This is a genomic window from Phenylobacterium deserti (assembly GCF_003254705.1).
GTDB classification, from domain to species: Bacteria; Pseudomonadota; Alphaproteobacteria; order Caulobacterales; family Caulobacteraceae; genus Phenylobacterium; species Phenylobacterium deserti.
The window spans coordinates 562,898-582,334 of sequence record NZ_QFYR01000001.1; the positions used below are offsets into that span (position 1 = coordinate 562,898).

Below are 19,437 nucleotides of genomic sequence, written 5' to 3' on the forward strand. Positions count from 1 at the left end.
TAACCACCGCCGAAGCCGTCGCCCGACCCAATCTGAGCTGCGGCGGGCTCCTGGGGAACTGCGGCTCTCGGGCTTCTGATCGCTGTTCAGAAAGCTTGACGGCGCATTCACCTCGTTTGTTCGGGATATCGCAAGTCCCCGCTCGCTAACCTTACGGTCTGAAAAGGATTTTTCGGGTCGGTCGGGGAAGATGCGCGTCGTCACAATCGTCAGCCTGGGAGCTTCCGCCGTGCTCGGCCTAGGCGCCCTCGTGGTGGCCCAGACCCTGCTGCCGCAGTCCATGAACGGCAAGGTGGCCATGGCCGCGCCGCGCGTCGAAGGCGTGCCGGTGGTGGTCGCCTCCAAGCCGCTGAAGTTCGGCGACAAGCTCGAAGGCGGTCATCTGAAGTTGGTCCGGATCCCCAAGGACGCCGTCCCGGAAGGCGCCTTCTCCACGGTCGAGGCCGTGCTGTCCCAGGACGGCGGCGGCGCGCCCGTGGCCCTCACCGCCATCGCGGAACGCGAGCCCCTGCTGCCCAGCAAGCTGTCGGGCCCCGGCGCACGTTCCTCCGTCGCCGCCGAGATCGCCGACGGCATGCGCGCTTACACCATCCGCGTGTCGGACGTCTCCGGCGTGGGCGGCCATGCCCTGCCGGGCGACCGCGTCGACGTCATGCTCACGCGCGACCTGACGCCGGAAGGCTCCAAGAGGACGTTTGTCTCGTCCGTCCTGGTGCAGAACATCCGGGTTCTGGCCGTCGATCTGAACGCGGACCTGACCTCCGACAAGCCGGCGACACCTTCCACCGCCACCCTGGAAGTTGATCTGGCTGACAGCCAGAAGCTCGCCTCCGCCAGCGACCTCGGCAAGCTGTCGCTGGCGCTGCGCCCCATGGGCTCCACCGAGGTTGCGGCGGTCAGCAGCGGGGGCCTGGCGCCCGCGGCCCCGGCGGTTCGCACCGCGTCGCGCTCCGCCCCCCGGCGGCAATCCCCCGGCGACGGCGGCGGCCTGATCATGATCGTCGAAGGGGACGGCCGTGGCGGTCGCGATCGCCCAGCGCCTCCTCAGGCTCAGGCGACCGTGTCCGTCACCGCCCCCGTGCCGCTTCCGGAACCGAAGCCGGCGCCCTCCAGCAGCTTCAAGCCGAACATCGGCTAGTCCCATGAGCGTTCGCCACACCATGCCGCGTCGTCTGACGGCCGCCGCCCTCGCCCTCCTGACCCTGGGCGCCGGCGCCCCCGCGCAGGCCAACGATTTCCCGAGCGAAGCCCAGCCGAGCCGCACCATCTTCGTGCCGCAGGACAAGTCGCTGTCCTTCCGCCTGGACGGCCCGGCCAGCAAGATCGTCGTGGCTCAGCCCGACACCGCCCAGATCGTCGCCACGACGAACTCAAGCTTCTACGTCCGCGGCAAGGCCCGCGGCGCCACCAACCTGCTGGTCTACGGCGCCGGCGGCCGACTGCAGGAGGTGATCGACGTGCAGGTGGGCTACGACGCCCGCGCTCTGGAGGCCGAGCTCGCCACCGCCCTGCCGGGCGAGCAGATCAAGGTTCAGACCCTGGGCCAGGGCTTGCTGCTCACCGGCGACGTATCGACCACTTCGGTGGCCGCCCGCGCCAAGACCCTGGCCGACAAGTTCGCCCCCGACGGCGTGACCTCGACCCTCACCGTTCGCGCCTCGCAGGAGGTCGTGCTTCAGGTCCGCGTTCTGGAAGCGAGTCGATCGGCGCTGCAGGACCTTGGCTTCAGCGCCAACATCACCAGCGGCACCACGAACCTCGTCTTCGGCTCGGGCCTGGTCGGCGCCAGCCCGCCGGCGGGCGGCATCCGCGTCCGCAGCGGCATCGGCGACGCCAACGCCTCCGTTGAAGCCACCATCGTGGCCCTGGAAGAGAAGGGCCTGATCCGCACCCTGGCGCGTCCCAACCTGGTCGCCTTGTCAGGCGAAAAGGCCAGCTTCCTGGCTGGGGGCGAGTTCCCGTATCCGGTGCCGCAGGGCCGCGACCAGATCAGCCTGCAGTTCCGCGAATACGGCGTGCGCCTGAACTTCCAGCCGCTGGTGCAGGACAACGGGCTGATCCGCCTGCTGGTCGAGCCTGAGGTCAGCGAGCTGGACGCCACCAACGCCCTGCGCATCAACGACATCACCGTGCCCGGCCTGATCACCCGAAAGGCCAGCACGACGGTCGAGCTGAAGAACAACGACTCGCTCGCGATCGGCGGTCTGTTCCAGCACAACTACGCCAACGCGGTGCGCCAGTTCCCGGGATTGGGCTCGCTCCCCGTGGTGGGCGCCCTGTTCCGCTCGACCCGCTGGCGGCGCAACGAGACCGAGCTGGTCATCATCGTCACCCCGCGCCTGGTCACCGCCGAAGACTTCGCGACGGCGGCGCGAACCACGTCGGTGTCTGGCGAGCCTAGCGCCGTCGATCTCATCCTCAATGGCCGTGCCTTTGACACCCCGCTGCCGCGTGACCCCGGCGATGCGAGGTGAGCATGCGGCTGACGCGTAAAACTGTGGAGGTTGCGTCCATGACCTCGTCCATGTCCGGCCGCCGGATCATCGCGGTGGGTCCTGCCCTTGCCGCACTCGTCCAAGGACCGCTTGCCGGCGCCTTCGTCGAAGCCGCCGGCCTGGAGCGCCTGGCAGGCGTCCGCGCCGGCGACTGCGATCTGGTGGTTGTCGACGCCGACGCCTGGGACGCGCCTGCCCTGGCCGTCGCCATCCAAGCCGTCGCCCTGGGTGTCGCCGCGCCGCCTGTGCTGCTGGTGGGCGAGCGCCTGCCCGCTCCCGTGGTGCGCAACCTGATGCGCCTGGAAGCGTCAGACGTGCTCGAGGCGCCCTTCACGCCGGAACAGTTCACCGCCGCAGCCGCAGGGCTTCTGGCCCGCGCCGCACCGACCGCTCCGGCGCCGGCCGCGCCTGTGCAGACCTCCCGCTGCTGGGCTGTCACCGGCGCTGTGGGCGGCTCCGGCGCCACCACGGTCGCGGTGGAGATCGCCACCGCCCTGGCTGCGCGCGCCGAACAAGAACGTGCGGTCTGCCTGATCGACCTGAACCTCGCCGACGGATCGGCCGCTGCCTACCTGGGCGCCGAACCGTCCATGCGTCTGGGCGCCTTCGCCGGCGCCGCCGACCGCATCGACGCCGCCGTGTTGCAGGCCTTCGTGACGCCCGTGTCCAAGCAGCTCGACCTGCTGGCCGGCGAGCGCGATCCGGATGCCTTCCAGACCGTCAGCCGGGACGCCGTGCTGCGCCTCCTGGAGGTCGCCTGCGAGACCTATCCGTTCGTCATTCTGGACATGCCGCGTCACCGTCGCGACTGGACCCTCGACGCTCTGTCGGGCTGCGACGAGGTGCTGGTGGTGTCCGAGCTTACCGTGCCGGCTCTGATCGCCGCCCGCTCCCTGACAGACGAGATCGAAGCCGGCGCAAGCGTGAAGCCACGCATCGTCCTGAATCGCCTGGCGAGCCGCATGTTCGGTCCCGCGCCCTCCATGGCCGAGGCCGAGCGTGCCCTGCAACGCAAGGCCGACGCAGGCATCTCCTCCGACTGGGAGGCGGCGGCCGCCTCCGCCAACCTGGGCGGCCCCATCGCCCAGCACCGGCCTAAGTCGAAGATCGTCAAGGACATCGGCGCTCTCGTGGATCGGCTGGCCACCGGCCCTGCCCGCAAGGAAGCGGCCGCCAAGAGGGCCGCCTGATGGGCCGCTTCGGCCTCTCACGGGCTACCGTCGCAGCGCCCGAACCGGCGCCCGCGCCCGAGCCGGTCGCCGCTGCCGCGCCTGCAAAGGCCGAACCGCGCGCCGCAGCGCCGAAGGCCGCTCCGCCGCGCAATGAGCATCTCGATCTGCGCCTGCGGCTGCACGCGCGTCTGATCGACGAGCTGGATCTCTCCAAGCTTGACAGTCTCGACCAGGCCGATCTGCGCCGCGAGGTCCTGCGCCTGACGGCCGACTTCGCCCGCGCCGAACGCATGGCGTTGAACAACGCCGAGCTGGAGGTGCTGGGCGCCTCCATCTTTGACGAGATGGTGGGGCTGGGCCCGCTTGAGCCGCTGCTCAAGGACGACACCATCAGCGACATCCTGATCAACGGCCCGCACCAGATCTATGTGGAGCGGCGCGGGGAGCTTGAGCTCACCCCTATCCGTTTCCGCGACAACGACCACCTGCTGCGCATCGTCAACCGCATCGTCGCCGCCGTCGGACGGCGGATCGACGAGAGCCAGCCCATGGTCGACGCCCGCCTGGCCGACGGCAGCCGGGTCAACGCCGCCATCCCGCCGATCGCCATCGACGGCGCTGCGGTCTCGATCCGGAAGTTCTCCAAGAAGCCGTTCACGCTCGAGAAGCTCGTGGAGTTCGGGGCCATGCCGCAGGCCATGGCCGACTTCCTGTACGGCGCCGTGCGGGCCCGTGTTTCCACGGTGATTTCCGGCGGTACGGGTTCGGGCAAGACCACCCTGCTCAATGCGCTTTCGGCGTCCATCAGCCATGGCGAGCGCCTGATCACCATCGAGGACGCCGCCGAACTGCAGATGCAGCAGCCGCACGTCGTGCGCATGGAGACCCGCCCGCCGAACATCGAGGGCAAGGGCGAAATCCGCCAGCGCGAGCTGGTGAAGAACGCCCTGCGGATGCGCCCCGACCGCGTGATCCTGGGCGAAGTCCGCTCCGAAGAAGCCTTCGACATGCTGCAGGCTATGAACACCGGCCACGAAGGCTCCATGGCCACCATCCACGCCAACAATCCGCGCGAGGCGATCAGTCGTCTCGAGCAGATGGTCGCCATGGGCGGCATGAACATCGGACCGGACGCCGTCCGCGCCCAGATCGCCTCGGCCGTAGGTCTGATCGTCCAGGTCATGCGCTTGGCGGACGGTAAGCGGAAGGTGACCTACGTCACCGAGATCACCGGCATGGAAGGTAACGTGGTGCAGATGCAGGACATCTTCACCTTCAACCGCACCCACACCGATCCGGACGGCACGGTGCACGGCGAGTTCCGCGCCTCTGGCCTGCGTCCGCGATGCCTCGACGAGATGATCCGTCGGGGCATTCCCTACGACACCGCCAACTTTGATCCCTCGCGGGTGCTGGGGGCGTCATGAGCTGGGACCCGCGTCTCGCGTTCCTGATCCTGGTCTTCGCCGCGGTGTTCACCGCCGGCCAAGCGCTCTTCGGCCTGCTCACCGTGGCCACCCAGAAGCGCAAGCTGAACCAGCGCCTCAAGGTCGCCGAGAAGGTCGAGGGCGTGCAAGCGCTCGTCATGGAACTGCGCAAGCAGCGGGGCCTCAGCGCCTCGGGCGAGAAGGGCGAACGCCTGCGCTGGTTGTCCGATCTTATCGTTGCGTCCGGGGTGAAGTACGAGCCGCGCAAGTGGATCACCCTTTCAACGGCTGGCGCTCTCGGCGCCTGCGTAGCGGTCTTCATCCTGAGCCGGCAGATCATGCTGACGGCTATGGTTCTGCCGCTGGTGGGCCTTGGCGGCCCACTTGCCTACCTCAAGATCATGGCCGGCAAACGCCACAAGGCGCTGGGCGAGCAGCTGCCCCAGGCGCTGGAGATTGTGGTTCGCAGCCTTGAAGCCGGTCACCCGGTTCCCACCGCCATCGGTCTGGTGGCGCGCGAGATGCAGGATCCCATCGGCACCGAGTTTGGCATGGCCGCCGACGAGATCGCCTATGGCGCGACACTCGAGCAGGCTGTCGCCCGCATGGCCGAGCGTTGCAAGCACGGGGACATGGACCTGTTCGCCGCCACGGTTCGCCTGCAGGAGCGCGCCGGCGGCAATCTGACTGGCCTCCTCAAGCTCAACGCCAACACCATCCGCGAGCGGCTGAAGATGCGCCTCAAGATCAAGGCCGCCTCGTCGGAAGGCCGCGCCTCGGCCACCATCCTGACCGCCGCCCCCTTCTGCGCTGTGGGCTTGATCATGGTCATGTCGCCCAAGTTCTATGGCGAGGTGATCGACGAGCCGATGGTCAAGATCGGCCTGGGCGTCATCCTGTTCTGGATGTTCGTCGGCAACATGGTCATGCGGCGCATGATCGACATGCGGATCTGACATGTCCCCGCAGCAGCTGCAGAGCTTCATCACCCTGATCGGCGTCGCCCTGGTGGTCGCCGCCGGCGGGGGCGCGCTTTGGATCTGGTTCGGCGAGCTGCGCCTGCGCGCCGTGCGCCGCACCCGCCTGCAAGGCGGCCCAGGCGCCCTCGCCGCCACGCCGAAGTCCGGCGGGGGGCTAGCCGCCCAGGCCCTGAACACGGTCCGTCGCCTGGGCCAGCAGGACGCCGTGCGCGATCCCGCCAAGCTCACCGTGCTCCGCAGCAAGCTGATGCAGGCCGGCTACTACAACCGCGAAGCGCCGGTCATCTACCTCGGTGTCCGCGCCGCCGCCCTGGCGCTGGCCACCGTGGTGGTGATCCTCACCCTGCCTCTGATCGTCGGCGGAAAGGCGGGCCCGACCGGGATCCTGCTGGCGTGCGTCGTGTCTGGCATCGCCATGCTTGGTCCCGACCAGGTGCTCAAGTCACGCCGGCAGAAGCGCGAGTACGAGTACTCCGACGGCTTCCCTGACATGCTCGACCTCCTGGTCGCCTCCGTGGAAGCGGGCCTCAGCCTCGACGCCGCGGTAACCCGCGTGACGGACGAGCTCGCCCGCCGCTATCCGCACCTGGCCATCCACCTCCGCTTCCTCGTGCTCGAGCTGCGCGCCGGTCGCTCGCGCAAGGATGCCTGGGCCTCGTTCGCCGATCGCCTGGGCATCGACGACGCGCGCGCCCTCGCCACCATGCTGCGGCAGGCGGAGGAGATGGGCACCAGCCTCGGCGAGACCCTGTCGGTGTTCTCCGCCGACATGCGCGCCAAGCGCATGCTGCGCGCCGAAGAGAAAGCCCTGGCGCTCGCGGCCAAGCTGACCCTGCCGCTGATCCTTTTCATCTTCCCGTGCCTGCTGGGCGCGCTGATGCTGCCGGCCGCGGCCCGACTCATGAAGATCTTCGCCGCCAGCTAGGTCAGCCGGCGCTCCGTCAGCGGATCGGGTTGGCTGTCGAAGTAGCGCGCAAGCGCCTCGCGAAAGATCGGCTCCTCGGGCGCCGCACGGGCGAACAGCGTCAGGCTCGAGCGGAACTTCATGTCGTCAGGGCTCCCGAACACCTCGCGCGCGCTCCGCTCGTTCACTACGAGCGTCGCCTCCACCGCCTCTCGCAGCCGCGCGCCCAGCACCGGATGAGCAAGGAAGGCGCGCGCCTCCTCCAGCGACTGGATCGCATAGCGCTGCGCCATGGCGCTGTGTCCCAGCCCCTCGATCTGAGGGAAGACGAACCACATCCAGTGACTGCGCTTGGCTCCCGCCCGCAGCTCCGCCAGCGCCTGGTCGATGACGCCGGCCTGGGCGCGCACGAAACGATCGAGGTCGAACGGGTCGGTCATCAGGCTCTCCTCTGATTTCAAGCTCTCCCGATCTGCCCCAACGCAACAAAGGCGACGTCCGGAACACGGCTCAGCTTCGTGAGTTGAAGAAGCTGGAGGAAGCGCATGGTAGCCAGCGCCTGGGGCGGGCGCATGTTCGTCGTTCTTGCGACGGCGTGCTGTCTGACCGCCTGCAACCGCGAGAACCGCGCCCTCGATGCTTCGCCGGCCGAGACGGGCCCGCGCGCCGTGACCGTGAGCGACCTCTATCCGGGCGCTCCCGCGCCCACGCCGTCGGACCCGCGGGCGCAGGAGTACGAGGGCAACGCCCAGCACATCGCCAACGGCCAGCGCTACTACAAGTGGTTCAACTGCTCCGGGTGCCACTTCAACGGTGGAGGCGGCATCGGCCCGCCGCTGATGGACGACAAGTGGCGCTACGGCGGCTCGATCGAGCAGATCTACGCTTCCATCGTGCAGGGGCGCCCGAACGGCATGCCGGCCTTCAAGGACAAGATCCCTGAAGCCCAGGTTTGGGAGATCGCCGCCTACGTTCGGAGCCTCTCGGGCAACGCCGACAAGCTCGCCGCGCCCAGCCGGCAGGACGGCATCCGCGCCATTCCGCCGATCAACAACATGGACCGTGCGCCGCCTACCGGCGATCCCACGCCCAGCATGGTCGGGCCGCGATGAATGGCGCCCTGCGAGGGCTGGTCTTACTCGCGGCCCTGACGCTTGCCGCCTGCCATGGACCGCAGAACATTCTCGACCCGGCCGGCAAGCAGGCCCAGGACATCGACGTCGTCTGGCGCACCATGCTGGTCGTCTGCGGCCTGATGTACCTGCTGGTGATGGCCTTCCTGGGCTCGGCGCTTTGGCGCGCGCGCCGCAAGCCCAGCGACGACGCGCTGCCTATCCAAAGCCGCACCGCGGCCGAGGGCGTGCTGGACCGGACGCTGACGGGGTGGATCGGCCTGATCGTCACAGGCTTGATCGTGCTGGTCAGCGTCAGCTTCCTGGTGGATCGCAGCCTCGCGGACGTCGGGCCCGATCCGCTGCGCATCAAGGTCACCGCAAACCAGTGGTGGTGGGACGTCGAGTACCAGGGCCAAGGCCCGTCTGAGCGGGTGCTCACCGCCAACGAACTGCGCCTGCCGGTGGGACGTCCTGCGGTTGTCGAGTTGCACGCCAACGACGTGATCCACTCCTTCTGGGTCCCGAACCTGTCAGGCAAGACCGACCTGATCCCGGGCCGGGTGAACTTCATCACCCTTACGCCGACCCGCACGGGCGCCTTCCGTGGGCAGTGCGCCGAGTTCTGTGGCCTGGAGCACGCGAAAATGGCCTTCGACGTGCAGGTCACTTCCCCCCAAGAGTTCGAGGCCTGGCGACGCAGCCAGCTTGCCCGCGCCGCAGATCCGACTGGGCCGCTCGAAATCCAGGGCAAGCAGATCTTCAACGGGAAGGCCTGCGCCATGTGCCATCGCGTCCAGGGCACCGATGCGGGCGCGGGCATCGGCCCTGACCTCACGCACCTGAAGAGCCGCGCCACGATCGCCGCTGGAACCCTGCCGAACACGCGCGGCGACCTGCAGGCCTGGGTCGCGGACCCGCAGGGCGTCAAGCCCGGCACGACCATGCCCCGCGTCCCTCTGACGGCCTCCGAGCTGAACGCCGTGGTCGCCTATCTGGAGACCCTGCGGTGAGCCCCGTCGACGCAGCTCCGCCCGCCACGGCGCTCGATCCCGAACGCGAAGCCCGCCTGGCCCTGACCTGGGCCACGCCGCCCGGCCTGTGGGGCTGGCTCACCACCGTCGATCCGAAGGAGATCGGCAAGCGCTACGTGGCGACGGGCTTGGTGTTCTTCGTCCTCGGCGGACTGCTTGCGCTGTTGATGCGCACCCAGCTGGCCCGGCCGGAGAGCGGTCTGATCAGCCCGGACCGTTACAACCAGATTTTCTCCATGCACGGCACGACCATGATGTTCCTGTTTGCCGTGCCGATCATGGAAGCGATGGCCGTTTATTTGGTGCCGCTGGTGGTGGGCGCGCGCACCATGGCGTTCCCGCGCCTCAACGCCTTCAGCTACTGGGTCTACCTGGCCGGCGGCGTGATGATCTACGTGGCCTTCCTGCTGAACATCGCGCCGGAAGCCGGCTGGACTGGCTACACGCCGCTCTCCGGGCCGGAATACTCCCCCGGGAAGCGAACCGACATCTGGGCCCAGATGGTGACCTTTACGGAGGTCGCCGCGCTGGCCGCCGCGGCGTCCACCGCCACGACGATCCTGAAGCTGCGCGCGCCGGGCATGACGCTGGCGCGCATGCCCTTGTTTGCCTGGGCCATGTTGGTCACGGCCTTCATGATCATGCTGGCCATGCCGGCGGTAATGCTGGCGACCAGCTTCCTGATCTCCGACCGGCTGGTCGGCACCCACTTCTTCAACGCGCCCGAAGGCGGCGACAACCTTCTCTACCAGCACCTCTTCTGGTTTTTCGGCCACCCGGAGGTCTACATCATCTTCCTGCCAGGCCTTGGCATGGTCTCGGAGATCACCCAGACGTTCAGCCGGCGCACGACCTTCGGCTATCCCCTGCTGGTCCTCGCCCTGCTGGCCATCGGCTTCCTCGCCTTCGGCCTTTGGGTGCATCACATGTTCACCACCGGCCTGCCGCATATGGGCAACAGCTTCTACACGGCGGCGAGCATGACCATCGCCCTGCCGTCGGGCATTCAGATCTTCTGCTGGATCGCCACCATGTGGGACGGCAAGCCGCGGTTCCAGACCCCGCTGCTGTTCGTGGTGGGCTTCATCATCACCTTCGTGCTGGGCGGCTTGTCGGGCGTGATGCTGGCGTCCGTGCCGCTCGATACCCAGGTGCACGACACCTACTTCGTGGTCGCCCACTTCCATTACGTTCTGATCGGCGGGGCGGTGTTTCCGCTGCTGGGCGGGATCTTCTACTGGTTCCCTAAGGTCTTCGGCCGGATGCCGAACGAAACCGCAGGCAAGTGGAGCTTCTGGCTCATCTTCCTGGGCTTCCACGTCGCCTTCTTTCCCATGCACCTGCTAGGCCTGTGGGGCATGCCGCGCCGGGTTTACACCTACCCGAGCGAGATGGGCTGGGCGGACATGAACCTGCTGTCCACGGCCGGCTCGCTGGTGTTGGCCACAGGGGTCGGCGTCTATCTGCTGAACCTCGCCATCAGCTGGCGCCGAGGACGACCTGCCGGGCCGAATCCGTGGCAGGCCGGCGGCTTAGAGTGGGCGACCAGCTCGCCGCCCCCGCCGCACAATTTCGGCTACACGCCCTTCGTCGAAGGTCGCCAGCCGCTCTGGACCTCCGGGCCGCACCTGCCGCTGATGGACGGCCTCAGCCTTGATCACCGCGAGGTGCTGCTCACCACCGTCAGCGACGCCGCCCCGGACGTGCGGGAGGGCTCGCCCGGCCCGACCTTGTGGCCCCTCCTCACTGGCCTGGCGACCACCGCCCTCTTCGTCGGCTCGATCTTCAACGAGTGGCTGATTGTCTGGCTCAGCATCCCAGTCACGCTCTGCGTCGTCGGCTGGTTCTGGCCGAAGCCCTCGCACACCAGCAAGGTTGGGGCGCCGGAGCGCACCCCGCCGGGAGCCTTGGCATGAGCGAGCGCCTCGTCGGCGACCTGTCGCGCCTGCCATCCGCCGGCTTCTCCACGCACGGACTGTGGTTCTGGGCCGGCATGGCCTTCATCCTGATCGAGACGACCGGCTTCGCCCTGGCCGGGGCCTCCTACATCTACCTGATGAACGGGGCGGACGCCTGGCCGCTGGACGCGCCACCTCCGGCTCTGGGCTGGGGCACGGCCATGACCGCGCTTCTGCTGATCAGCCTCGCGCCGACCATGGTGCTCTCGCATGTCGCCCGCATGCGCGACCTGAAGGCCACGCGCTTCTGGGCCTTGGTGGTGGGCGTGCTCAACGGCCTGGCGCTGGTGATCCGCGGATTCGAGTTCACCAGCCTGAATGTGCGCTGGGACCAGGACGCTTACGGCTCCATCACCTGGGCGCTGATGCTGCTTCACACGCTGCACCTTGTGACCGACTTCATCGACACGGGCCTGCTGACCGTCTTCCTGTTCACGCACCAGGTCGACACGGAGAGGTTCTCCGACGTGGACGACGACGCCTTCTACTGGATGTTCGTGGTGGCGGCATGGGCGCCGATCTATCTGCTGGTCTACTGGGCGCCGAGATGGCTGTCGTGATCCGCTGGATTGATCGCAGCGGCCTGAGGCCTTGGAGCGGCCTGTTCGTCGGCGCCGCCGCGTGGGTGCTGCAGCATCAGATCGGCTCCGACTTGGTCTATTGGGATTGCCGCCTGGGCACGCCCCTGCTCACGGGGGGATTGGGCCTGGTGGCGGCGGGCGCCACCGTGCTCGGCGGCCTGATCTCCTGGCGTGCGAGACGCGCCCGTCCCGGCGAGGGCGAGCCCGGCAATCGGGCGTTCGCCGGCATGGTGGGCGCGGCGACGGCGGGCATCTTCCTGCTGGCGATCCTCTTCCAAAGCCTGATCGGCTTCATGGTGCCGGCATGCCACGCCTGAGAACGCCCGCCGCCTTGGCCCTGCTTGCAGGAGTCGCCGTGTTTGGCCTGGGCGCTGGCCTGACGGCCAACCACTTCGAGGCCAAAGGACGGCTGGAGAAGAGGGCGCAAGCCTTGACCGGCGGTGATCCCGTCACCGGCCGGGCCGCCATCGAGCAGCGGCCTTGCGGCGGCTGCCACCAGATCCCTGGCGTACGCGGCGCCAGCGGCAAGGTCGGCCCGCCGCTCGCCGCCTTCGCTCAGCGGACCTACATCGGGGGGCGTGTGAACAACGCCCCGGAGAACCTGATCCTGTGGCTGCAGGACCCCCACGCCATCGATCCGCAAAGCGCCATGCCGCCCATGGGCATCGGCCCACGCGAAGCCCGCGACATCGCCGCCTATCTCTACACGCTCAAATAAGGACCTCGGGAGCGCGCCGTCGCTTGGCGCGTTGCCGCCCCGCATGACTGACAAGATCTATGACTGCGTAGTGGTGGGCGGCGGCCCGGCCGGGCTCACTGCCGCTATCTATCTCGCCCGCTTCCGCCGCGACTTCCTGCTGATCGATGGGGGCGCAAGCCGCGCCTCCTGGATCCCGGTCAGCCACAACTATCCGGGCTACCCCGCCGGCATCAAAGGCAAGACCCTGCTCCGCCGGATGCGCATCCAGGCCGCCCGATACGGCGCCGAGATCCGCGATGGCCGGGTCAACGCTCTGTTTCCCGAAGAAGACGCTTTCCGCCTGGAGACCAGCGAGGGCGAGTTGCTGGCCCGCAAGGTGATCCTGGCGACCGGCGTCGTGGACAACGCCCCGCCTATCCCAGGGGTGGAGGAGGCCGTCAGCCAGGGCCTGATCCGCGTCTGCCCGATCTGCGACGGCTTCGAAGTCACTGACAAGCGGGTCGGCATCATCGGCGAGGATGACCACTCGGCGAACGAGGCGATCTTCATCACCACCTACACGGACCAGGTGACCTTGATCCATGTGGGCCCGCCCGAAAGCCTGTCGGACGACATGCGCACCAAGCTGGAGGCGCGCGGTATCGGCGTCGTCGAGGCGCCGATGGAGAGCGTGGTGCTCGACAACGGCCGCATCGCGGCCCTGTGCTTCGCCGGCGGGCGCCCGCAGGAGTTCGACACCGTCTATTCGGCCCTCGGCGTCACGCCTCGGACGAGCCTGGCGATCGACGCCGGCGCTCGCCTGGACGAAAGCGGCCGCCTCTATGTCGGCGACCACCAGGAGACATCGGTGCCAGGGCTCTATGCCGCCGGCGACGTGGTTCGCGGTTTGAACCAGATCACCACCGCCGAGGGCGAAGCGGCGCTGGCAGCCACCGACATTCACAACAAGCTGCGTAACGGCGGCTGACCGGCCCTGAGTGTGCAAGGGCCGGTCGCCGTTGATCACTTGCGACGGGAAGCCTTGTTGTCGCCGTGCGCCCGCTTGTCGGCCGTGTCCCGGCCGATCAGCTTCGAGAATAGGCTGTCAGGTTGGTAGACCAGCGCCAGTTCGCGCGCTTCGAACTCCTCGAAGAACTCGTCCCAGCTGATTTCCGTCAGGGCGCTGTGTTCCGAGTTCGGCGCGTCCGGGAACATGATCCGGATGATGCCGACGTCGTCCTCTGAGTGGGTGCGCTCCACCGCCGCCGGCACGCCGCCGTGTGACTCGGCCCAGGCGCGGATCTCATCGTGGTCGACAGTCGTGCCGCCCTTGCCTGACTTCGGCTTGGCGGAGTTCTTGGATGTGCTGGAGGCCGCCTTCGTGGCGCTCTTGCCGCCGCTGTTCTTTGCCCCGCCGCTCTTGCGACCACTCTCGTCAAACGACCGGCTCTCGGCCTTGGCTTTCGCGCCGGCCTTCTTGCCGTCGGCTTCGTCGGCGTGCTCTTCCATGTACTTGCGGGTGTGGTGGTGAACCTTGCCGTCGGCGTCACGGTACTCGCGGCTCTTGAGGTCGTCGGCAGCCTTGCCGCCGCCTTGTTGCCCCTGGGCCATGCTGGCCTCCTTCATGGCGCGGCGCCTCTCGCCGCCCCGGAGCAACAGCCCCGCGCGCCGACGGTTTCAGCGGCGCCGTGAATTCTCTATCTCAGTCGAGAGCCGCTAACGGTCGAACTTGGTGGAAAGCACGATGGAGCTGTTGGTGCGCTCCACCCCTTTGACGGCGCCGATCTCGTCGATCAGGGCGTCCATCTCCGAGACGCTTCCCGCCTCGACCACAGCCACCATGTCGAACGGTCCGCTCACCGACTGAAGCGTGCGCACGCCCGACAGCTTCTTCAGCGCGGCCGTGACCGCCGCCGCCTGCTTGGGCTCCACAGTCAGCAGCACGTAAGCATGCACCTGACCGGCTTGGTGCTGATCCGAAAGCTTCACGGAATACCCGGCGATCACGCCCGATCGTTCCAGCTTGGCGAGCCGGCTCTGGATGGTGGTTCTCGAAAGCCCCAGCGCGCGGGCCAACTCGGCTACCGGCGCCCGGGCGTTTTCCCGCAGGCGGCTGAGAAGATGCTGATCGAGGTCATCCATCGTCATATCGTCACATTTTGTCGTCGCTCCGCCCACTATAGTCGTGCAGAACGCCGATGCGCCAGTTGTAACCGGCTCGACTGTAGTGGACGCTCAGTTCAACAGCTGGAGGCGCACATGCGAAAGATCGCCATTGTCGGCGCAGGCAAGATCGGGTCCACGGTCGCCGACCTGCTGGCCGGATCGGGCGCCTATCAAGTCAAGGTGCTCGACGCCTCGCCCGAGGCGCTGGCCAGCCTGAACTCGAGGCACATGTTCGAGATGGAGGCGCTCGCGATCGATGATCCCGCTGCGCTTGCGCGGGCGCTGGAGGACCGCTTCGCCGTTGTGAACTGCGCGCCCTTTCATCTGACGACCACCATCGCGCGTGCGGCCAAACAGGCCGGAGCCCACTATCTGGATCTGACGGAGGACGTCGCCTCCAGCCGTGTCGTACGGGAGCTGGCCGCCGGCAGCGATACCGCCTTCATACCGCAGTGTGGTCTCGCCCCTGGCTTCATCACCATCGCGGCCTGGGATCTTGCCCAGCACTTCGACGAGTTGCACGACGTCCGCCTGCGTGTGGGCGCCCTGCCGCGTTACCCGTCCAACGCCCTGAACTACAATCTCACCTGGTCCACGGACGGCGTGATCAACGAGTACTGCGAGCCTTGCGAGGCAGTCGTGAACGGCCGCCTGCGCGAGGTGCCCGCGCTGGAGGAGTGTGAGGAGTTCGCGCTCGACGGCGTGACCTACGAAGCCTTCAACACCTCGGGCGGTCTCGGCACCCTGTGCGCGACACTCGAAGGCCGCGTCCGCAACCTCAACTACAAGACCATACGCTACCCAGGGCACGCCCAGATCATGAAGGCGCTGCTCAACGACCTTGGCCTGCGCAATCGCCGCCCTGTCCTGAAGGACATCCTGGAGCAGGCGGTGCCGGCTACCTTGCAAGACGTGGTCATCGTCTTCGTCACGGTCAGCGGCATGAAGAATGGCCGGCTGATGCAGGAGACCTACGTCAACAAGGTCTACGCTCAGCCCGTCGGCGGCGAGATGAAGTCGGCCATCCAGGTCACCACGGCCGGCTCCATCTGCGCCGTGCTCGACCTTCTGTCTGAGGGCCGCCTGCCGCAAGCCGGTTTCGTGCGACAGGAAGACATTCCCCTGGCCGACTTCCTGGCGAACCGCTTTGGACGCTTCTACGCTCCGGACGATTACGCCGCGTTTCGCGCCGCCGCTGAGTAAGAGTTCAAGCCCATGACCCTGCAGAGCAAGATCGGCTCGGCCGCCGCCGACGCCGCCGCGATCCTCGAACGCCTGGGCGTTCCGGCCGAACGTTGGACGGGTGGAGCGCGCGCCGTCCACTCGCCCGTCACTGGCGAGACCCTCGGCCAAGTGCACGACACCGACGCCGCCGGCGTCGCCGCCGCGGTAGAAGCCGCGCATGCAGCGTTCCTGGCCTGGCGCAACGTGCCGGCTCCGCGTCGAGGCGAACTGGTCCGGCTTTTCGGCGAGGAGCTGCGTGCGGCGAAGACCGACCTCGCCGCCCTCGTCACACTGGAAGCCGGCAAGATCGTCTCCGAGGCTCAGGGCGAAGTTCAGGAGATGATCGACATCTGCGACTACGCGGTCGGTCTCTCACGCCAGCTGTTCGGCCTGACCCTCGCGACCGAGCGCCCAGACCACCGCATGATGGAAACCTGGCATCCGCTAGGGGTCGTGGGCGTCATCAGCGCGTTCAACTTTCCCGTCGCTGTGTGGTCCTGGAACGCCTGCCTGGCCCTGGTCTGCGGCGATCCCGTGGTCTGGAAGCCTTCGGAGAAGACCCCCCTCACCGCGCTCGCGGTCCAGGCTCTGTTCGAGCGCGCCGCGGCGCGCTTCGGCGACGCGCCAGCCGATCTTTCCACGGTCGTCCTCGGCGGCCGCGAGGTTGGTGAAGCCCTGGTCGATCATCCGAAGGTTCCTCTGGTGTCGGCCACCGGGTCAACGGCCATGGGCCGCGCGGTGGGACCGCGCCTGGCGGCCCGCTTCGCCCGCAGCCTTCTCGAGCTGGGCGGCAACAACGCGGCCATCGTCGCTCCGACCGCAGACCTCGACCTGACGCTGCGCGGCGTCGCCTTTGCGGCTATGGGCACCGCCGGACAGCGCTGCACCACCCTGCGCCGCCTGTTCGTGCACGACAGCCTCTATGACGCCTTCCTGCCGCGCCTGAAGGCCGCGTACGGATCCGTGCGCGTCGGCGATCCGCGGCAAGCCGGAACCCTGGTCGGTCCCTTGATCGACGAAGGCTCCCTCGCGGCGATGCAGCGTGCTCTGGACGAGGCGCGCGCGGCTGGCGGTCAGGTGACGGGCGGCGGCGAGGTCGAGGTGGCGGGCTGCGGCGGGACCTATGTTCGCCCAGCGCTAGTGGAGATGCCCTCGCAAGCAGGCCCGGTGGTGCGCGAGACCTTTGCGCCGATCCTCTACGTGATGCGCTACTCGGACCTGGAGCAGGCGATCGCGCTGCAGAACGACGTACCGCAGGGCCTGTCGTCCTCGATCTTCACCAACGACATCCGCGAAGCCGAGCTGTTCGTCAGCCCGCGCGGCTCCGACTGCGGCATCGCCAACATCAACATCGGGCCCTCAGGCGCCGAGATCGGCGGCGCCTTCGGCGGCGAGAAGGAGACCGGCGGCGGGCGCGAAGCCGGCTCCGACAGCTGGAAGGCCTACATGCGCCGCGCCACCAACACGGTGAACTACGGCCGCACCCTGCCGCTGGCCCAAGGCGTCAGCTTCGACCTCTAGGCCTTCAGCTGCGCCGGGTCGATTGGCAGGCTGCGCACCCGCTTGCCGGTGGCGGCGAAGACCGCGTTGCAAAGCGCCGGGATGACCGGCGGCAAAGCCGGCTCGCCAAGCCCGGTCGGCGGGAAGTCCGTTGTGACGAACTTCACCTCGACCGGCGGCGCCTCGGAGATGCGCATCAACGGGTAGGTGTCGAAGTTACTTTCGACCGCTGCGCCGTTCTCGATGGTGACCTTCTGGTGCAGGGCTTCGGACAGGCCGTCGAGGGCCGAGCCTTCCACCTGGTTCAGGGCGCCGAAGGGGTTGATGATCTGGCGGCCCACGTCGCCCGCCACCCAGACCTTCTCCGGCGTCACATTGCCGTCGGCGTCGACCGAGGCGCGGACCACTTCGGCGAAGTAGCCGAGGTGGCTGTAGTAGAAGGCGATGCCCATGCCGGTGCGGGCCGGAAGCTTGGTCTTGCCCCAGCCGCTCATCTCCGCGACGGCGCGCAGGGCGCCTTCCATGCGGCGCGGGTTGAAGGCGCCCTGGCCCTCGGGGACTTCCGTCTGGGCCGCGAGCAGGCGCATGCGGAACTCGTAGGGGTCCGCGCCGGCGGCGTGGGCCAGCTCGTCGATGAAGGACTGCATGACGAAGGCCAGGGCGTTGGAGCCCGGCGCGCGCAGCGGCCCGGTGGGCACGCCGATCGGCATGGTCGAGACGTCGAGGCGGCAGTTCGGGACGAAGCGGGCCGGGAACTCGTTCTCGCTCATCCGGGCGCTGGGCGCGTACTGGTCGCCCTCGCCGAAGGTCACGAAGTGGTCGTGCCAGGCGACCAACTTGCCCGAGGCGTCCAGGCCGCCGGACAGATAGTGGAAGCCGGCCGGGCGATAGAAGTCGTGCCTCAGGTCGTCCTCGCGGGTCCACAGCAGCTTCACGGGCCGGCCGGTTTCGCGGGCGATCCAGGCCGCCTCCACCATGTAGTCATTAGACAGTCGTCGGCCGAAGCCGCCGCCGCCGCGGATCATGTGGATGGTGATGTCCTCGGGCTTGATGCCGAGGGTGCGGGCGGTGAGCTGGCGGCCGGGCTCGGGGTTCTGGGTGGGGGCCCAGATCTCGAGCTTGCCGTTCTGGAAATGGGCGGTGCAGTTCTGCGGCTCGAGGGGCGCGTGGGCCAGGAAGGGGTAGGCGTAGGCGGCCTGGACGGTCCGGGCGGCGCCCTTCAGGGCGGCGTCGATGTCGCCATCGTTCCTGAGGTTTTTCTGAGGCTTAGCCTTGGCGAGTTCATCGGCGCGAGCCTGGAAGCCGGCGCTGCTCTGCGCCGAGGTGGGGTGTTCGGCCCAGCGGATGTTGAGGCGATCGCGGCCCTTTCGGGCGGCCCACCAGCTGTCGGCGACCACGGCGACGCCGGGCAGCAGGCCGGAAAGCTCGGTCCCGCCCTCGACCACGAAGGCCTTGCGGACCCCCTTGACGCCTTGCGCCGCCGCGAGGTCGGCGCCCGCCACCTTGGCGCCGAACACGGGCGCCTTCTCGTATGTGGCATACAGCATCCCGGGCACCTGAACATCGATGCCGAACAGGGGCTGACCGGTGACGATCTTGGCTGTGTCGTACTGAGCGCGCGGCTTGCCGATGATGCGGTAGGCGGCCGGGTCCTTGAGCGTCAGGCTCTTGGGATCGGGCACCGGGACGGCGGCGGCCTTGGCGGCCAGGCTGCCGTAGGTCGCACGGCGCCCGGAGGCGGCGTGCACCACCACGCCAGGCGTCGTCGTGCATTCGGCGGGCGAGACGCCCCACCCTCGCGCGGCGGCGGCGATCAGCATGGCGCGGCCCGCACCGCCCACACGGCGCAGCTCTTCCCAGTGCAGGGGCGTGGCCATGCTGCCGCCGGCGAACTGGCGGCCATAGATGGTCGGATCGTTGTCGGCCTGGACGATGCGGACCTTGCTCCAGTCCACGTCCAGCTCCTCGGCGATCAGCATGGGCAGCATGGTCTTGATGCCCTGCCCCACTTCCGGGTTCTTGGAGGTGATGGTCACCGTCTCGTCCGGCGCGATCCGGACATAGGCGTTGAAGGGCTGCAGCGGCGGGGTCGCCGGCTGCTGCCCCTGCGCGCCGGCCTTGGGCGCGAGGGCGAAAGCCAGGACCAGGCCGCCGGACACGGCGCCGGCCTTCATGAACTCGCGGCGGGACGTCTGGACGGTCATG

The 19,437-nt window shown here is 68.3% G+C and carries 19 protein-coding genes; 15 read left to right on the forward strand and 4 right to left on the reverse strand.

Annotated elements, in window-relative coordinates; translation table 11 throughout:
* Positions 1 to 190: 190 nt before the first annotated feature.
* Genes cpaB through DJ018_RS02795 form a run of 6 tightly spaced genes read left to right on the forward strand, consistent with a single transcriptional unit; the run spans position 191 to position 6,999 of the window.
* Positions 191 to 1,138, forward strand: a complete 948-nt coding sequence (gene cpaB / locus DJ018_RS02770) for a Flp pilus assembly protein CpaB (RefSeq protein WP_111513362.1) — start codon at positions 191 to 193, stop codon at positions 1,136 to 1,138.
* A 4-nt stretch (positions 1,139 to 1,142) separates the two neighbouring features.
* Positions 1,143 to 2,474 carry a type II and III secretion system protein family protein gene (locus tag DJ018_RS02775; RefSeq protein WP_111513363.1) on the forward strand — a complete coding sequence of 444 codons (1,332 nt, stop codon included), beginning with the start codon at positions 1,143 to 1,145 and terminating at the stop codon, positions 2,472 to 2,474.
* 38 nt (positions 2,475 to 2,512) lie between these two features.
* Positions 2,513 to 3,685: a CpaE/TadZ family protein gene (locus DJ018_RS02780; protein ID WP_165842779.1), complete on the forward strand. Its 1,173-nt coding sequence runs from the start codon at positions 2,513 to 2,515 to the stop codon at positions 3,683 to 3,685.
* Entirely contained in the window at positions 3,685 to 5,094 is a 1,410-nt protein-coding gene (locus tag DJ018_RS02785; RefSeq protein ID WP_111513365.1) for a TadA family conjugal transfer-associated ATPase, read from the forward strand. Before DJ018_RS02780 ends, DJ018_RS02785 begins: the two co-directional genes overlap by 1 nt.
* Positions 5,091 to 6,050, forward strand: a complete 960-nt coding sequence (locus DJ018_RS02790) for a type II secretion system F family protein (RefSeq protein ID WP_111513366.1) — start codon at positions 5,091 to 5,093, stop codon at positions 6,048 to 6,050. The genes DJ018_RS02785 and DJ018_RS02790 overlap by 4 nt, the downstream gene beginning before the upstream one ends.
* A 1-nt stretch (position 6,051) precedes the next feature.
* Positions 6,052 to 6,999, forward strand: coding sequence for a type II secretion system F family protein (locus DJ018_RS02795; protein WP_111513367.1), 948 nt, complete (start codon positions 6,052 to 6,054; stop codon positions 6,997 to 6,999).
* Here DJ018_RS02795 and DJ018_RS02800 read toward each other — a convergent pair.
* Positions 6,996 to 7,418, reverse strand: coding sequence for a DUF1810 domain-containing protein (locus tag DJ018_RS02800; protein WP_111513368.1), 423 nt, complete (start codon positions 7,416 to 7,418; stop codon positions 6,996 to 6,998). The two genes, DJ018_RS02795 and DJ018_RS02800, sit on opposite strands and share 4 nt — an antisense overlap.
* A gap of 105 nt (positions 7,419 to 7,523) precedes the next feature.
* Between DJ018_RS02800 and DJ018_RS02805 the strand changes: the two genes are divergently transcribed.
* The 7 genes from DJ018_RS02805 to DJ018_RS02835 are packed head-to-tail and all read left to right on the forward strand — an operon-like array spanning position 7,524 to position 13,330.
* Entirely contained in the window at positions 7,524 to 8,090 is a 567-nt protein-coding gene (locus tag DJ018_RS02805) for a c-type cytochrome (RefSeq protein ID WP_111513369.1), read from the forward strand.
* Positions 8,087 to 9,103, forward strand: coding sequence for a cytochrome c oxidase subunit II (coxB, locus tag DJ018_RS02810; RefSeq protein WP_111513370.1), 1,017 nt, complete (start codon positions 8,087 to 8,089; stop codon positions 9,101 to 9,103). The genes DJ018_RS02805 and coxB overlap by 4 nt, the downstream gene beginning before the upstream one ends.
* Complete coding sequence (ctaD, locus tag DJ018_RS02815; protein ID WP_111513371.1) at positions 9,100 to 11,040, forward strand: cytochrome c oxidase subunit I; 1,941 nt, start codon at positions 9,100 to 9,102, stop codon at positions 11,038 to 11,040. Before coxB ends, ctaD begins: the two co-directional genes overlap by 4 nt.
* Positions 11,037 to 11,642, forward strand: a complete 606-nt coding sequence (locus tag DJ018_RS02820; protein ID WP_111513372.1) for a cytochrome c oxidase subunit 3 — start codon at positions 11,037 to 11,039, stop codon at positions 11,640 to 11,642. The genes ctaD and DJ018_RS02820 overlap by 4 nt, the downstream gene beginning before the upstream one ends.
* Entirely contained in the window at positions 11,630 to 11,980 is a 351-nt protein-coding gene (locus DJ018_RS02825; protein WP_133254204.1) for a hypothetical protein, read from the forward strand. Before DJ018_RS02820 ends, DJ018_RS02825 begins: the two co-directional genes overlap by 13 nt.
* A complete protein-coding gene (locus DJ018_RS02830) occupies positions 11,968 to 12,381 on the forward strand; it encodes a c-type cytochrome (RefSeq protein WP_111513374.1) in 414 nt (137 codons plus the stop codon). The genes DJ018_RS02825 and DJ018_RS02830 overlap by 13 nt, the downstream gene beginning before the upstream one ends.
* Positions 12,382 to 12,424: 43 nt before the next feature.
* A complete protein-coding gene (locus DJ018_RS02835) occupies positions 12,425 to 13,330 on the forward strand; it encodes an NAD(P)/FAD-dependent oxidoreductase (RefSeq protein WP_111513375.1) in 906 nt (301 codons plus the stop codon).
* A 35-nt stretch (positions 13,331 to 13,365) separates the two neighbouring features.
* Here DJ018_RS02835 and DJ018_RS19295 read toward each other — a convergent pair whose 3' ends face one another.
* A complete protein-coding gene (locus DJ018_RS19295) occupies positions 13,366 to 13,953 on the reverse strand; it encodes a hypothetical protein (RefSeq protein ID WP_205853695.1) in 588 nt (195 codons plus the stop codon).
* Positions 13,954 to 14,058: 105 nt separating this feature from the next.
* A complete protein-coding gene (locus tag DJ018_RS02845; protein WP_111514643.1) occupies positions 14,059 to 14,484 on the reverse strand; it encodes an Lrp/AsnC family transcriptional regulator in 426 nt (141 codons plus the stop codon).
* A 117-nt stretch (positions 14,485 to 14,601) separates the two neighbouring features.
* On the opposite strand from DJ018_RS02845, the gene DJ018_RS02850 reads away from it, so the two are divergent.
* Positions 14,602 to 15,711 (forward strand): saccharopine dehydrogenase family protein, encoded by a 1,110-nt coding sequence (locus DJ018_RS02850; protein ID WP_111513376.1) that lies wholly within the window; start codon positions 14,602 to 14,604, stop codon positions 15,709 to 15,711.
* Positions 15,712 to 15,723: 12 nt separating this feature from the next.
* Positions 15,724 to 17,253, forward strand: a complete 1,530-nt coding sequence (gene amaB, locus DJ018_RS02855) for an L-piperidine-6-carboxylate dehydrogenase (RefSeq protein ID WP_111513377.1) — start codon at positions 15,724 to 15,726, stop codon at positions 17,251 to 17,253.
* Here the strand turns inward: amaB and DJ018_RS02860 are convergent.
* Complete coding sequence (locus tag DJ018_RS02860) at positions 17,250 to 19,436, reverse strand: xanthine dehydrogenase family protein molybdopterin-binding subunit (RefSeq protein WP_111513378.1); 2,187 nt, start codon at positions 19,434 to 19,436, stop codon at positions 17,250 to 17,252. The two genes, amaB and DJ018_RS02860, sit on opposite strands and share 4 nt — an antisense overlap.
* Between the last annotated feature and the right edge of the window lies 1 nt (position 19,437).